This is a genomic window from Acinetobacter sp. TSRC1-2 (assembly GCF_049895885.1).
GTDB lineage: Bacteria > Pseudomonadota > Gammaproteobacteria > Pseudomonadales > Moraxellaceae > Acinetobacter.
In genome coordinates, this window is sequence record NZ_JAFCTF010000017.1 from 1 (window position 1) to 15,644 (window position 15,644).

The 15,644-nt window shown below is 38.5% G+C and carries 15 protein-coding genes; 8 read left to right on the plus strand and 7 right to left on the minus strand.

Features of this window, described 5'->3' with window-relative positions; genetic code table 11:
* Positions 1-331 precede the first annotated feature (331 nt).
* The gene (locus tag ACP69Y_RS15105; protein WP_425919282.1) at positions 332-901 is read right to left on the minus strand and encodes a peptidylprolyl isomerase; all 570 of its coding nucleotides are present in this window, start codon (positions 899-901) and stop codon (positions 332-334) included.
* Positions 902-1,003: 102 nt separating this feature from the next.
* Here ACP69Y_RS15105 and ACP69Y_RS15110 point away from each other — a divergent pair, with 102 nt between their 5' ends.
* Positions 1,004-1,672 carry an acetoacetate decarboxylase family protein gene (locus ACP69Y_RS15110; protein ID WP_425919284.1) on the plus strand — a complete coding sequence of 223 codons (669 nt, stop codon included), beginning with the start codon at positions 1,004-1,006 and terminating at the stop codon, positions 1,670-1,672.
* 57 nt (positions 1,673-1,729) lie between these two features.
* On the opposite strand, the gene ACP69Y_RS15115 is transcribed toward ACP69Y_RS15110, so the two are convergent.
* Positions 1,730-2,800, minus strand: a complete 1,071-nt coding sequence (locus tag ACP69Y_RS15115) for an alpha/beta hydrolase (RefSeq protein WP_425919286.1) — start codon at positions 2,798-2,800, stop codon at positions 1,730-1,732.
* A 202-nt stretch (positions 2,801-3,002) separates the two neighbouring features.
* Between ACP69Y_RS15115 and ACP69Y_RS15120 the strand changes: the two genes are divergently transcribed.
* From ACP69Y_RS15120 to ACP69Y_RS15145, 6 genes are all read left to right on the plus strand, one after another.
* A complete protein-coding gene (locus ACP69Y_RS15120; protein WP_425919287.1) occupies positions 3,003-3,503 on the plus strand; it encodes a hypothetical protein in 501 nt (166 codons plus the stop codon).
* A gap of 105 nt (positions 3,504-3,608) precedes the next feature.
* Positions 3,609-4,073, plus strand: coding sequence for an IS30 family transposase (locus tag ACP69Y_RS15125; protein WP_425919324.1), 465 nt, complete (start codon positions 3,609-3,611; stop codon positions 4,071-4,073).
* Positions 4,074-4,520: 447 nt separating this feature from the next.
* A complete protein-coding gene (gene grpE, locus ACP69Y_RS15130; protein WP_425919325.1) occupies positions 4,521-5,069 on the plus strand; it encodes a nucleotide exchange factor GrpE in 549 nt (182 codons plus the stop codon).
* 122 nt (positions 5,070-5,191) lie between these two features.
* Positions 5,192-7,135 carry a molecular chaperone DnaK gene (gene dnaK / locus ACP69Y_RS15135; protein ID WP_425919289.1) on the plus strand — a complete coding sequence of 648 codons (1,944 nt, stop codon included), beginning with the start codon at positions 5,192-5,194 and terminating at the stop codon, positions 7,133-7,135.
* A gap of 120 nt (positions 7,136-7,255) precedes the next feature.
* Entirely contained in the window at positions 7,256-8,167 is a 912-nt protein-coding gene (locus ACP69Y_RS15140; protein ID WP_425919290.1) for a matrixin family metalloprotease, read from the plus strand.
* Between the two features lie 119 nt (positions 8,168-8,286).
* Complete coding sequence (locus ACP69Y_RS15145) at positions 8,287-8,664, plus strand: hypothetical protein (protein WP_425919326.1); 378 nt, start codon at positions 8,287-8,289, stop codon at positions 8,662-8,664.
* 58 nt (positions 8,665-8,722) lie between these two features.
* On the opposite strand, the gene erpA is transcribed toward ACP69Y_RS15145, so the two are convergent.
* The 4 genes from erpA to ACP69Y_RS15165 all read right to left on the minus strand — a co-directional run bounded on the left by erpA (position 8,723) and on the right by ACP69Y_RS15165 (position 12,671).
* A complete protein-coding gene (gene erpA / locus ACP69Y_RS15150) occupies positions 8,723-9,058 on the minus strand; it encodes an iron-sulfur cluster insertion protein ErpA (protein ID WP_067723871.1) in 336 nt (111 codons plus the stop codon).
* 117 nt (positions 9,059-9,175) lie between these two features.
* Complete coding sequence (locus ACP69Y_RS15155; RefSeq protein ID WP_425919327.1) at positions 9,176-10,186, minus strand: putative solute-binding protein; 1,011 nt, start codon at positions 10,184-10,186, stop codon at positions 9,176-9,178.
* 237 nt (positions 10,187-10,423) lie between these two features.
* A complete protein-coding gene (locus ACP69Y_RS15160; protein WP_425919291.1) occupies positions 10,424-11,434 on the minus strand; it encodes a putative solute-binding protein in 1,011 nt (336 codons plus the stop codon).
* Positions 11,435-11,663: 229 nt separating this feature from the next.
* Positions 11,664-12,671 (minus strand): putative solute-binding protein, encoded by a 1,008-nt coding sequence (locus ACP69Y_RS15165; protein ID WP_425919293.1) that lies wholly within the window; start codon positions 12,669-12,671, stop codon positions 11,664-11,666.
* A gap of 234 nt (positions 12,672-12,905) precedes the next feature.
* Between ACP69Y_RS15165 and ACP69Y_RS15170 the strand changes: the two genes are divergently transcribed.
* A complete protein-coding gene (locus tag ACP69Y_RS15170) occupies positions 12,906-14,840 on the plus strand; it encodes an ATP-binding cassette domain-containing protein (RefSeq protein ID WP_425919294.1) in 1,935 nt (644 codons plus the stop codon).
* A gap of 339 nt (positions 14,841-15,179) precedes the next feature.
* Here the strand turns inward: ACP69Y_RS15170 and ACP69Y_RS15175 are convergent, their stop codons facing one another.
* The gene (locus ACP69Y_RS15175) at positions 15,180-15,545 is read right to left on the minus strand and encodes a hypothetical protein (protein WP_425919295.1); all 366 of its coding nucleotides are present in this window, start codon (positions 15,543-15,545) and stop codon (positions 15,180-15,182) included.
* Positions 15,546-15,644: the final 99 nt, after the last annotated feature.

A 15,644-nucleotide genomic window follows, 5' to 3' on the forward strand; every position in this document is an offset into this window, starting at 1 on the left:
CAATGAAAATAATTTCGATCAATCAACCAGTAAAAATCCACACAAGTTGTTCTTCATAATCTCTTAATGATCTATCTTGCTCTTCGTCAGAGACAAGAAACAACAAGATAATCTTAACAACTTAACGCTTCGCGCTTCGTTCGTTTCAACATATCTCGTTGGTATGCGCCCATTATAGGGCAATTTCCTACACGTGCAAGCGCTTTTAACTGCTTGCTTTATCGAGTGTAGTTTTTTTATGCACCAAATTGGGTCAATTCTATACAAAATAATTATAAGATCTTGTTTTAAAGCAAAAATATTAATTTTTATATTTCTGCTTTAATTTGTATTACTTTTTCTCAGGTGCTGCTTTAACAGTCACACTAACGATTTTCACTACTTGCTTGGGTACATTTTGATGCATTCCAAAGTTTGCAGTCGGTACTTGAGTAATTTTATCGACCACATCCATACCTTTAGTAACTTTACCGAACACGGCATATCCTGCATTCATCTGGCTTTTATTTAGAAAGTCATTATCTACTGTATTAATAAAGAATTGGCTGCTTGCAGAATTTGGACTATTGGTACGCGCCATCGCTAAAGTGCCACGGATATTTTTCAAACCATTGTACGATTCATTTTGAATTGGGGCTTTGGTTTGCTTCTCTACCATGTTGGCATCCATTCCTCCCCCCTGAATCATGAAGCCCGGAATCACGCGATGAAAAATGGTGCCGTTATAAAAGTTATCCTTTATATAGCCTTCAAAATTTTTCGCTGAAATAGGGGCTTTATCATTAAAGAGCTCTATTTCAATATTTCCCATGGATGTTTTCATTTCTACAATGGAGTTTGCCGCGATTGCTTGCAAACTCATAAAGGCAGCACCGACAGCGAATAACGTTTGTTTTAACATTTCTTTACTCTTCTACTTCAAGTTGTAATTGTGAATGTCTATATATTAATCATTCATTATAAATAAAACAGCATCTCTTTTTGAGATAAAACGAGAATGACAATGAGTGAAGAATTAATTGCTAAAAATTTTCATCACCATCCACCTTGGCATTTATATGGTGATGCCTTTATTTTGAATTACTGGTTAACACCGAACTTTATTAAATCTAATCAAGCTTTCCATCTTGCTCCCTCTCCGATTGGACGTGTTATACAGATCATGTTGGTTCGTTATCATGAATCCCCAGTGGGGCCATATGATGAGCTTCTGATTCTAGATCATCCATTAATGAGCAAAAGACGTTTATCTTTGATTCCTAAAATTTATGTATCTACCGAGGCATCTGTGGTGAATGGTCAACATTTTTGGGGAATTCCGAAACAATTGGCTCAATTCGAATGGGTGATAAAAGATGATGTGGTGTATTGCAATATTTCATTTCAGCAACAAGAAATGAGTTTGCATTTGCAGAAGTACAAGCATAGCCAGGCTTTTTACATTAATAGCCATCACGTACCCGCACGGCTGCTCAATATTCATCAGACCTGGCAAGGTTTACATTATCAGTTCAGTCCCCAATTTCGTGGCAAGCTGTGTAAACTCAAACAAGCCTCTTGGCAAAATACGCTGGATATCTTTCCAGATTTTTCTCAAGCTAAATATTTACAGAGTTTTTATGTTCCCGAATTTAAACTCACGCTACCTGCAGCCAAAATGAATAAAAAATAAAAAGATGTTTCACGTGAAACACCTTTTACATAAATAGTCGAATTTATTAAAAAAAGCTTAAGCGTGTTTATCCCAAAACTTTCTATAGTTTTTACTAATTTCAATAAAGTACTTTTTAGCTCGATAAGAAACTGGAGTTAGATTCACAAAGCCATGCGCTTGATCACTATATTCCTGATAATGCACTTTCACGCCCCGATGACGTAACTTATAGGCATAAATTTCACCTTCATCATGCAATACATCATGACCCGCAGTAATCACAAATGCAGGAGCTAGTTTGTCATGTTTGCCATAGGTCGGTGAAACAATCGGATCATCCAGTTCAACTTGATGAGTTTGTGCATAATAGTGCGTTACAAAATCGACATCTTCACCGGTCAGAATCAAGCCTTCTTTATAAGCATGGAAGGATGGATGACGGCTTTTAAAATCTACCGCAGGATAGAGCAATAATTGCGCTTGAGGTGCATGAACTTTGTTGGCACTACGCTGGGCAACGACTGCACTAATATTGCCGCCTGCACTATCTCCTGCCACCGAAATTCTATTTTTTAAGATTTTAAACTGTTTTCTATTTTGATATACCCATGCCAGTGCATCTTCACAGGTTTGAATTACTTTGGTTGGGCTTGCTTCTGGCGCCAGGGGATAGTCAATACTCAGCACCTGAACCTTTGCATGTACTGCAAGTAAACGACACACTTCATCGTGAGAGTCTAGACTTCCCACCACAAAACCACCGCCATGATAAAATACCATCATGGGAAGTTTCTTATTCGGTGCAGGATGATAATGCCGCGCGAAGATCGTGCCACTATGTAAAGCAAGCCTTAAATCTTCAACCCGCTTTACTGGCGTGGGTTTGCTTTTAATCGCCTGCATTTGTAAATCAAAAGTTTTACGCGCGTGGATAACATCTTCACCAATGAAACCACTATTGCCCTGTCTTAACTGGGCTGCCATCATGCATTGAATTAAAGGATCAAGCTCAGGATATTGGTGCGGATATCTTAAAATTTTAACTAAAGACTTTTGCGCAAAACTCGGTAATCGATCCAAGGTACGTGCTGCGGTGCCTTGCCCTTTTTCTATCATTGTCTGTAGCGTTCGATTAAAAGCAACCATCACTATTCCTTCCTTTTATTATATTCTTCACATTTTCTACATGATCAGCAAATAAGTGACCATACTCTTATATAAGTCTAATCATCTGTATACACAGTAAAAACATTCATACGCTAATCTTCTTTTTATACCTTGTCATTGACAATTTCCATATATATTTCGGAGTTTTTTGCTACTCCTTAAAAGAAGAAGGGTGCAAACCATGACTAAAAAACTGATCATACTCTGTTTAGCCACTACATTTTTAGCTGTAGGTTGTGTGGCATTGCCAGAGGATGGGGGTTATTACAATGGGGGTTATGATAATCGCTATGACCGTCGTTATGATCGGAATTCTGACGATCGATATGACCGAGAGCGAGACCGACAACGTTGGGAATATCAACAACGTCAAAACCGAATTGAGCTTGAACGTAAAAAACGTGAGCTTGAACGTCGCCAGTGGGAACAAAATCGTCAAAAACAGTCTGATTGGGAGCGTAAAAAACGTGAACAGCAACATCAATTAGAACAGCGCAAGAGAGCTAGCGAACAAAATCGAAACAACCAATCGAATTGGGATCGCAAAAAGCGTGAACTTGAACGCCAACGCTCAGAACAACATCGTCAAAAAATCCAACAGCCAGGTAAATTTCAAGAAAAACGTTGGGATGATCATCGCCGCGATACTGATAAGCGCGTTCGAGATCGTCGCGACAATTAAAATCCTGTTATCTGTTCAATGCCCTTTTCAACAAAGGTTTTTTTATAAAAATCATGAGCATCAAAATATAATGCTGTAAAGATTTAACCGTTACGCTTTAGTGATCTGAAAATAGATACGAGTGTAGGCAAGAAGCATCAGCAGTCTCTAGTCTCCCTTGTCGCTCGGAAAACAGGTTGTCTATGGCTTAAAAAGTGTAGCTCTCGTAAGAGTGAGGAGGGCTGTCAGGCAACTGTTGATTTACTTAAACCACTCAAAGGTCAGTTAGAAAGAATTACAGTAGATAATGGGAAGGGGTTTAGTCTGCATGATCATATTGCTGAAGAATTAAAAATAGAGTTCTATTTCGCTGATCCTTACAGTGCATGGCAACAAGGCACGAATGAAAATACAAACGGGTTGATACACCAATATATTAGAAAAGGCAGTAATCTGAATGACTACACAGATGAATATATTGCAGAGATCACGAACCGCTTGAATCACCGTCCAAGAAAAAGACTCGGCTTTAGAAGTCCGAGTCAGGTATTATTTCAAGAGCATGGTATTGCACTTCAAATGCTAATCTAAGAAATATATAAGTTATTTCATATTGATCGCTTTTTAAGTCTAAGTTTGATATTACACCTTACAAGATTAATTCCACTTTGCGTTTTCCTATCCTTCTTTCCCCTATCTCACATACAGACTGATGTAGTGCAATAAAACTTGATTCTTCCGTTAACTTATAAGCAGGCTTTCACATAAGCTGCTTTGTTGTTTTATCTATTCACTCAATATTGACCTATAAAAGAACCTCATAGTTTTTACCTTAATGTTCGAAAAACCAGATTTTTTGATAATTTCACTCAAATTAAACAGATTTAATTGATTGTCTCGCTTGATTTTTTATCGCCTGCCCCGACCTTTGTATTAATCATGAATTTTATCACTCATGGCAGTTCAGGATTAACCCAGTTAGCACTGAAGCCAAAAGGACTGTACATGTTTAAGAACCCATTTAAACGGAGTAAATCTATGGCGGCTGAGCATAATGAACACGCTCAAGATCTAGGACAAGAGCAAGCTGATCAACAAACCACACAAACTCAAGCTGAGACAGAACAAGTTGAAGTTTCAGTTGAAGATTTACAAGCACAGATCACTAATTTGCAAGAAAGTTTAAAACTTGAGAAAGCCCGTACCGCAAATGCGGTATATGAAGCGCAAAAAAGCGTGGAACGCATTCAACGTGATGCTGAAAAGCATAAAGAAACTGTTATCGAGAAGTTCGCCAAAGAATTACTCGACACTGTCGATAATTTAGAACGCGCCATTCAAGCTGCAGGTGATATTGAATCTCCATTACTTGAGGGTGTGCAACTCACATTGAAATCACTGCTAACTACACTAGAAAAATTCGGGGTAGTTGAAGTGAATATGAGTAATGGTTTCAATGCAGACTTGCACCAAGCAGTGGGTATCGCACCTGATGTTAAAGCAGGTGAAATTGGCACCGTATTGCAAAAAGGTTATACCTTGTCGAACCGTTTACTTCGTCCAGCAATGGTCTTAGTCGGTCAATAAGGTAAAGAAATTCGAGAGTTTTTCACTTTTTTTAATGAAATAAACTTGAAAAATTTTGAATGGCTCTCATATCGGATAACAAGCAAAAACATTGCAAAAAATAATTTTGAGGAAGCATCCAAATGGCTAAAATCATTGGTATTGATTTAGGTACTACAAACTCTTGCGTAGCAGTACTTGAAGGCGACAAAGTTAAAGTTATCGATAACGCTGAAGGCGCTCGTACAACTCCATCGATTATTGCATATAAAGATGGCGAAATTTTGGTAGGTCAATCTGCTAAACGTCAAGCAGTAACCAATCCTAAAAATACATTATTCGCAATCAAACGTTTGATCGGTCGTAAGTACCAAGACCAAGCGGTTCAAAAAGATATCGGTCTTGTACCGTACAAAATTATTCAAGCAGACAATGGCGATGCTTGGGTTGATGTAAACGATAAAAAATTAGCACCACAACAAGTTTCTGCTGAAATCTTGAAAAAGATGAAAAAAACCGCAGAAGATTATTTGGGTGAAACTGTCACTGAAGCGGTGATTACTGTTCCTGCTTACTTCAATGATGCGCAACGTCAAGCCACCAAAGATGCTGGTCGAATTGCAGGTCTTGATGTTAAACGTATCATCAATGAACCAACTGCTGCGGCGCTTGCGTTCGGTATGGACAAAAAAGAAGGCGACCGTAAAATCGCGGTTTACGACTTGGGTGGTGGTACTTTCGACGTATCCATCATTGAAATCGCTGACCTAGATGGCGACCAACAAATCGAAGTATTGTCGACTAATGGTGATACCTTCCTGGGTGGTGAAGACTTCGATAACGCTTTAATTGAATACCTAGTTGAAGAGTTCAAGAAAGAACAAGGCTTTAACTTAAAACAAGATCCACTTGCGTTACAACGTCTGAAAGAAGCTGCTGAAAAAGCAAAAATCGAGCTTTCTTCTTCTAACGCAACTGAAATCAACCTTCCATATATCACTGCGGATGCGACTGGTCCTAAACACTTGGTGATCAACGTAACACGTTCTAAACTTGAAGGTTTGGTTGCTGATTTAGTTGCTCGCACCATTGAGCCTTGCCGTATTGCGATTAAAGATGCGGGTCTTTCAACAAGCGACATCTCTGACGTAATCCTTGTGGGTGGTCAGTCTCGTATGCCACTTGTACAACAAAAAGTACAAGAATTCTTCGGTCGTGAGCCACGTAAAGACGTGAACCCTGACGAAGCAGTAGCAATGGGTGCTGCGATTCAAGGTGCGGTATTGTCTGGTGACAAAACTGACGTATTGCTTCTAGACGTGACTCCGCTGACTCTTGGTATCGAAACAATGGGTGGCGTGTTAACTGCAATCATCGAGAAAAACACCACGATTCCTGCGAAGAAATCTCAAGTGTTCTCAACTGCTGCTGACAACCAACCTGCTGTAGACATTTCTGTGTTCCAAGGTGAACGTAAAATGGCTCAGCAAAACAAATTGTTGGGTAACTTCCAATTAGGCGACATTCCACCTGCTCCACGTGGTGTGCCACAAATTGAAGTATCTTTTGACATCAATGCTGATGGTATCTTGAAAGTGTCTGCGAAAGACAAGAGCACTGGTAAAGAACAGTCAATTCAAATTAAAGCAAACTCTGGTTTGAGCGATGCTGAAATTGAAGCAATGATTAAAGATGCTGAAGCGAATGCTGAAGAAGATCGTAAGTTCGAAGAACTGGCTAAAGCACGTAACGAAGCAGATGCCCTCGTTTCTTCTGCTCAAAAAGCAGTGAAAGATCTTGGTGAACAAGTGACTAGCGACGAAAAAACTGCAATTGAAACTGCGGTTTCAGAGCTTGAAGCTTCAACTAAAGAAAATGACGTTGAAGAAATCAAAGCAAAAACTGAAACACTTCAAAACATCATCATGCCAATTAGCCAACGTGCTTATGAAGCTGCCCAAGGCGCTCAAGGTGGTGCTGAAGGTTTTGATCCTAACGCTTTCCAAGGTGATGCAGGTCAATCTCAAAAAGCGGACGACGGCGTAGTTGATGCTGAGTTCACTGAAGTTAAAGATGACAAGAAATAATTTGTCGCTTTAATTTGGCTCGAAAGAGTTAAAAAGACCGCGCGAAAGCGCGGTTTTTTTATTTCTACAATGTGGATAAATGTTATACAGTAATTAAAATAAATAACTTTTCCAGCTATTATGCGCTTGGTTGTACTCTGCCTTTTGGTCATGTTCTTTTTGCTCATGACTTATCAAACTCGAAATCATCCCCAAATTCGGCACAATAACGTGTTGGATCGTATTCAGCATCCGTTCGATACACGCCTGCGTTATCGTATTGCAGAAGTCGATCCACGTTTTGGTTTAACTAAGAATGAATTGCAACTCATTAGCCAACAAGCCACGGATATTTGGAAACAAGGTACAGCCAAAGATTATTTTGTCTATGATCCAAATGCCAAACTGGCGATTCATTTAATTTATGATCAACGCCAAGATGAATCGAATCAACGTCGCCAACAACTGGGCAATATCGAACAAAATCAAAAAATATGGTCGAATAAAAATCAAAATCTCAAGCAATTCAAAGAGGAAATAGACCGCAACAATGCCCTGCTCGATGCTAAAAAAAACCAACTTGATAACCAATTAAGTCAATATAATCAGCAAATTGCCCTGATCAATCAAAACAAAAGTGTAAGTCCTGCACAACGGGATCTGTTCATACAACAACGTCATCAGTTACAACAACAAATTTTTGCCCTAGAGCAGGAAATTAATCTGTATAACCAAAAAATTCAGCAACTGAATAGCCATGTGGATGAACTGAATCAAATCAATCATCAGTTAAGCCAGTCGGTCGAGCAATTTAATCAACGCTTTCAACCGCATTTATTTGATAAAGGCTTATTTAATGGTAAACAAATTAATATTTATGAGTTCGAGTCAGCAGACGATTTACGCCTAACCCTTGCACATGAATTTGGACATGCACTGGGCTTAGAACACAATCAAGATCCTCAAGCACTGATGTATCCTGTAATGAAAGATCAACAGATGCAAAATTTCAGATTATCGGCAGCGGATTTGGCCTTGTTCCAGGCACGTTAGGCCAATACGAGATACAATGCAAAAATCCCTTACTTTTTATAAGTATATGCATAGCAATAGAGCGGCAAATAAGCTCATTTCATGTTATTGTGATGTCAATAAATGACAACATAAAATCTCTGGAGACGCGTGTGAGTTACTACCATATTCTGATTGAAATGAATGATCACATTAGTACAATTGAGCAAACACGTGAGATTGAAATTTTTGATATTATTGAGATTAGACCTTACCTCCATTCTATTTTATTGCCATTTTTAAACGAACAATTGATTGAGCTGGAAGATGAAAATCTTGAGTTTAAAGATATTCTACATTTGGAAATAAAACAGACCCTATTACCTATTCAGCATTTGATTGAAGAAGAACAACGCCTATTGCCAAGCGATACAGATGTCACCATTACAGCGCATGAAATTTTTAACAATCGTGATTTAAGCCAAGATGTGACAACTGTTATTTTTGATATTTTAGAAGCGGCTAAATTAGAACCATAATAAATTCTCTATTTCATAAAAAACCCTCCAAATCAGGAGGGTTTTTTAAATTTTTTTATTAAAGTGAGAAGGAAGAACCACAGCCACAGGTTGTGGTTGCATTTGGGTTCTGAACCACAAAACGTGAACCTTCTAGACCTTCAATATAATCCACTTCTGAACCCACAAGATATTGATAGCTTAAAGAATCAACCAGCATTTTCACGTCGCCATTGACAAATTCAGCATCATCTTCATTCATGCTTTCAGCGAAGTTAAAGCCATAAGAGAAACCAGAACAACCGCCACCTGTAACATAAACGCGTAACATTAATTCTTGATTGCCTTCACTATCACGCAATTGGCGTACTTTATTCGCAGCATTGTCGGTTAGCACCAGAGCTTGGGCATTCATGTTGGTTTCCTCTGTTCAATTCAGTTGTCTTTAAAAGATAAAGACCATATTTGAAGTATAGCATACCCAATATATGGTCAGTATTTGAAGATTTAAAGTTAAATCTGAATATTTTTCTCAAGATTGTTTGTAGTTCTCATCTTGAAGACTACATTCAAAATTCTTCGGATCTTCCTTACAACGGAATTGCCATAACAATTTCATCATACGCTTATCATATACCCCACGTTTGGTTAAATCGACACGCGATTCGCGCATCATTTTTTGATAGCCTGGCTTATCCACTGCAGGAATTTGCATCCAATATTTTTGTGGAATATCTGCTTTCATTTTACCCAAAATACCAAATGCACGCGGTAACTGACCTCTTACCCATTCACGTGATTTTTGTCCATAGCCTGTTGGAAATTTATCTGGACGGATAATAATATTACCAGTCACTTGTAAAATTGGATAATTTACAATCGCGCCTTTATTACCTAAACCTTTATATAATTCTAGAGGTTTAAATACGGCAGCAGGCGCACCAATTATATCGACCTGACCATTGTTAAATTTGGCCCCAAAATTGGTAACATCCGCACTGACTGCCTGTGCACCAATTTGCTGAACCATGATTTTTTGTGCTTCATCATAATCTAGGACTGCAATTTTTTTACCTGCAGCTTTAGCGACCGTGTTAATGCTACGATCATTAACCATTAAAAAAGCATCTCCAACTGGAATGACACCCACCACTTCATATTTTCCACGTAGCATATGTTTGGCAAAAGTCGGGCTGGCTAAACCTTGCATCACTTTAACCGCAAGTTTTAAATCAGGAATCGCGCCAATGGCATCTAGAGAACCGGTAAAATCGTTAAACTGGCGACCCCGCATACCTGTGACACTAATCGCATCACATTTACCTGCCTTAAAGTCTTCAGCAATGACTGCTTCGTTTTGACCCACACGTAATTCAATATCAGCCCCCCAGTTTTTGGCTGCTAATTGATAATCTTTCATTAAGGTAAAGACATCACCACTTTTACCCACCAAATCGAATACGCACATCACCTGTTTTGCTTGACTAACACCAGTTACAGCACACAGACCTACACCAAGTAGCAGCGCTTTAGACCATTGCATCATGAATTTTTCTTCCTTGTGTCTTTGTTTTTATTCAGTTAAAGACTAAATTTTTTTGAGTTTTTATTCATCGCGAATCACATGCTTTCTAGGCTTGTTTTTCTTTTTCTGATAAAAATTTTTATCATTATTTTTTGAGATTACGCCTTTTTGGACTGACAACAATGGCAAAAATGACATATTCAACTTAACAAAAAAGCCTAGAGTTAAGCTAGGCTTTCTTTTTTAAAATCAAGGTTATTCGCCGCCAAGTGAACATTCGAAATTCGCTTTATCGACAGAACAGCGTGCTTTTTTCAACACCGTCATCATGCTAGCATCGTAAACGCCACGTTTGGTCATATCCATACGACCTTCGCGTAACATTTTTTGATATTTGGTTTTATCATCTGCGGTTAAGTTCATTTTAAACTTGGCTGGAATACTGGCTTCAAGGCGATTAATCATCGCAAAACTTTTTGGCAAGTTTTTCACGAACCAATCACGTGATTTTTGTCCAAAACCCGCTGGGAACTGATCAGGACGAATCACAAAATCTGACGTCACTTGCAGTACCGGGAAATTGAACATTGCACCATTTGCACCTAGACCTTTATAGATTTCTAAAGGTTTGTATGCATAGGCGGGCGCACCTACCATATCGACCTGACCATTATTAAATTTCGCCACAAAGTTCGATACATCTGAAATCACAGCTTGTGCCCCTACACGTTGCACCATAATTTTTTGCGCATCGTCATAACCCAATACTGCAAATTTTTTGCCTGCGGCTTTTTCAATTGAATCAATACTCTTATCACGTACAAAAATAAAAGCTGAACCTAAAGGTGCAATACCAGCAACTTCATATTTTTTACCACTTAAATTACTGACCATTTTTGGAGCATTACGCTTATCAAGCGCAAATGTAATCGCACGCTGAGCAATGGTATTACTTGGTGCCCCCCCTAAAGCATCAATAGAACCCACAAATTTATTGTATTGACGTGCACGCATCGCCGTCATAAAAACGCCGGCACATTTGCCAGCTTTAAAATCATTATCCGCAACAGCTTCATCTTGACGTGGAATTAAATTAATATCGGCTCCCCAACCTTTGGCCGCCAATGCCCATTCCTGGGCCATTTGATAAGACTCACCAGATTTACCCAGTAAATCGAATACACAAACATTCACCTTTTCTGCTTGGGCTGTTGTCGCGAAACCAATAGCAGAAAATGCTGCTAATGCGAGAATCGTTTTTTTCATTGTAAGGGTCCTTTTCAGAATCTTGTTGTTTGACGAGTGTCCATTCATGGCACAAATATTATGCAAGTTTATTAAAAAAAATAGAGTATTTACTCCATTTTTACTTTATACATACAGTCCGTTTTTAATTTCTTAAATCAATAATTAAATCATAAACTTAAATAAAAATAGTTTCAGAGACTAAATGGAAAATTCTAAAGATTTTACAAATTACTACAGAACATCCTTCTTATTCACCACTCAAAGAACACTCAAAATTGGTTCTTTCCACAGTACAACGGGCTTTTTTCAATACCGTCATCATCGCTGGTTCATAAATTCCTTGTTTGGTTAAATCAATTCGTCCTTCACGCAGAATTTTTTGATATTTCACTTGGTCTTCTTTGCTTAAATTCATGCGGTATTTTGCCGGAATTGCAGCTTCCATACGTTTAACCATGGCAAAGCTTTTCGGTAACTGTTTGACGAACCAACTACGAGATTGCATGCCAAAACCTTCAGGGAATTTATTTTTACGTATAATCAAATCGGCGGTGACATTCACCACTGGAAAATTAATCATCGCTCCTTGGGTACCTAAACCTTTATATATTTCTAGTGGTTTAAAGGCATAAGCAGGTGCGGCAACAATCTCGACCTCAGCTTGATTAAATTTTTTGATGAAATTTGAAATCTCGGACATGACAGGAACAGCCCCAACACGCGTGACCATAATTTTTTGAGCATAATCATAATGTAATACAGCGAATTTTTTGCCTTCTGCGCGAGCTAAAGAATTAATTGAACGATCACGAACAAAAATATACGCCGAACCAATTTGCCCAATCCCTACCACTTCAAAGGTTTCTTTACCCATGCTATTGATAAGACGTTTTTCATTACGTTTATCAAGTACATAGGCTATGGATTTTTGTGCTATATCATTACTTGGTACGCCACCAATCGCATCAATTGAGCCAGCAAATTTATTATAGGCACGCGCACGCATTGAGGTCATATAAAAGGCATCACATTGACCAGATTTAAAATCTTGTTCAACTTTGGTTTCATCTTGATAAGAAATAAGAGTGACGTCCCCACCCCATTGCTTACTGGCCAAGGCCCATTCTTCGAGCAATTTATAAGATTCACCGGCTTTTCCCAACAAATCAAAAACACATATATTTTGTTTTGCCTGTGCCAAATTTGAAAAACTGAATAATAGTCCAGTGGATAAAATCAAAATCTCTTTTTTCATGCTCATCCCTAATTTTTTATATATTCCCTTATGAAATGACTATAATGTTGTTTTAAAGGTAAAAATAGAGACTTAATTCTATTTCTGATGAAAGGCTTTTTTTGCACAACTTGTCACATTTTTATTTATTTACGTAAAGCCCCTCTTTTATCCACATAATAATGTCTTAGTCTTTTTCTTTTCTCAGTCACTTCCTTTAGAATACGTACACCATTTTCTCATTTAGATATTTTAATGATTCAGTTAGATCAACTTTCTATACGTCGCAGTGGACGTGTTTTATTTCAAAAAGCATCCATGCAACTCCATCCAGGCTGGAAAATTGGTTTAACTGGTGTAAATGGTGCAGGAAAATCCACGCTATTTTCTGCCCTGCTCGGTGGTATGGAATCCGATGGAGGTTCTTTAACTCGCCCTGCGGTTTGGACCGTTGCGCATATGGCGCAGGAAATCAAAGCGTTAGAGATGAAAGCGATTGATTTTGTTTTGTCAGGCGATGAAGAATTTTGGGAAATTCAAAAAAAATTAGATCACCCAGAGAGCTTAAGCGATGATGAACTTGCACATTTATATGGTCGTTTTGACGAAATTAATGGCTATTCTGCACCGTCTAAAGCATCACAATTAATGGCGGGTTTAGGTTTCTTTGAACATCAGTCACAACTGGATGTTTCAAGCTTCTCCGGCGGTTGGCGTATGCGTCTGAACCTTGCGCGTACCTTGATGAGCCGTTCAGATCTGTTGTTACTCGATGAACCGACCAACCATTTAGACTTAGACGCGATTTTATGGCTAGAAGACTGGTTAAAAGCCTATGAAGGTACACTGATTCTGATTTCGCATGACCGTGATTTCTTAGATGCCATTACCGATCATATTTTACATATTGAAAATCAAGAACTGATTCTATATACCGGTAACTATTCAACTTTCGAACGTACTCGTAGTGAACGTTTGGCTCAACAACAGCAAGCTTATGAAAAGCAATTAGAAACACGCGCACATTTGCAGAAATATATCGACCGCTTTAAGGCACAAGCAACCAAAGCCAAACAAGCACAAAGCCGTATTAAACAACTTGAACGTATGCAAGAGTTATCTGCAGCGCATGTTGATACACCATTTACCTTCTCATTCCGTGAACCGACTAAAATGAGTTCTCCACTGCTCGAACTTGAGCATGCGGATATTGGTTATGGTGACAAACTGATTGTGACCAATGTGAGCCTACAAATTACCCCGACCAGCCGTATTGGTTTACTGGGAATGAATGGTGCAGGTAAATCGACGCTGATTAAATCATTGGTGGGTGACTTACAACTGCTTCAAGGTACCCGTAAAGATTCTGAATTGTTAAATATCGGTTATTTTGCACAGCATCAAATGGATGCTTTGGATGGTAAGGCCAGCCCAATGCTGCAATTGTCTCGTATTGCCGATAAAAAAATCAGTGAAGCCAGTTTGCGTTCTTTCCTTGGCAGTTTCGGTTTTAGTGGCGAACGCATGGATACCCCAAGTGAAAGTTTCTCGGGGGGTGAACGTGCCCGTTTAGCACTGGCACTGATTGTATGGCAACGTCCAAATGTACTCATTCTGGATGAACCGACCAACCATTTAGACTTGGATATGCGTCATGCATTAACCATGGCATTACAAGATTTTGAAGGGGCTGTGGTTTTGGTATCGCATGAACGTCAACTTATTGCCAGTGTATGTGATGAGTTGATTCTAGTTCATGGCGGTCAAAGCCGTGAGTTTGATGGCGATTTAACTGCATATGCAGATTGGTTACGTCAAGCGCGTATCGACATGATGAAAAACGGTCAACAACCTGCTGCTCCAGTGAAGTCACAAGTTGAAGTCAAACCCACGATTTCTAAACTGGACAAAGAGGCACAACGTAAAGAAGCTGCGCGTCGTCGTGAACTCAGTCGTCCTGTTCGCAAGAATATTGAAAAAATTGAAACTCAGATTGCTAAAACGCAAACTCGTTTAACAGAAATCGAAACATTGCTCGGTGATACTGTTTTATATGAGGCGAATCGCAAAGATGATTTGCTGAAGCTCATGAACGAACAAACCGAGTTAAAAGCGAAATTAGCTGAAGCTGAAGAAAAAATGTTAGAGCTAATGATGGAGTTGGAAGAACTGGAAGGTGCGTTCGAATAAGCCAATTCACCACTCTTAAGCAAAACTAAAGTGATGCTTATTTTATGATCGCAGTACAATTTCAAACGTGTACTGCGATTTTTTAATTTTTCTACACAACACTTTTATAGCGATATCCCTCACCAAGATGTCAGTATCTTTAAATTTAAAAATCCTCATCTATTAACTTTAAATTCAAAACTAACTTTTAAATTTAAAAAAATTATCCACAATATTCATAAAACCAACTTTGAATTTAAAATAAAATACCAGTTTATGCTGTGGATAAATTAATTTTCATATTTTTATTAAACAAAATAGACTTATCCACATTCGTATTTTTAAAGAAAATAAGACTTTTTATTCATCTTGTTGAGGCTTTTTACGTTTTAAAAACCTGAGTTCGATAATTTTCCAATCACCTTCGTTGACCCATAATTCCTGAATTTGTCTTTGATCTTCCAAACCAAGTAAAACCTTACAATGCTTCAAATCTCGATCAAACTCAAACTCTTCAAATTCAATGCTGGGTTTTTGTGGTTTCCATACGCCATTTTTCACAGCATGAGCAATACGTTCATAACGGGTAAAATTGCTTTCAACTCGACTTTCCTGCTCATAAACCACCTTAAACTGTTCATGTTCATACTGAGCCAACACCTCAAAATTACCGGTAAAAAATGCATTGCTCCATATGTCCCGGATCTGTTCCAGTTGATTATCCATTGTACTAACCTCGTAATATTGCATGATGATATCCTTTGCGCAGGACTCATCATGACAGAGGAATAAGTCACTTTTATAAAACAAAGATGGCTAAAAGTT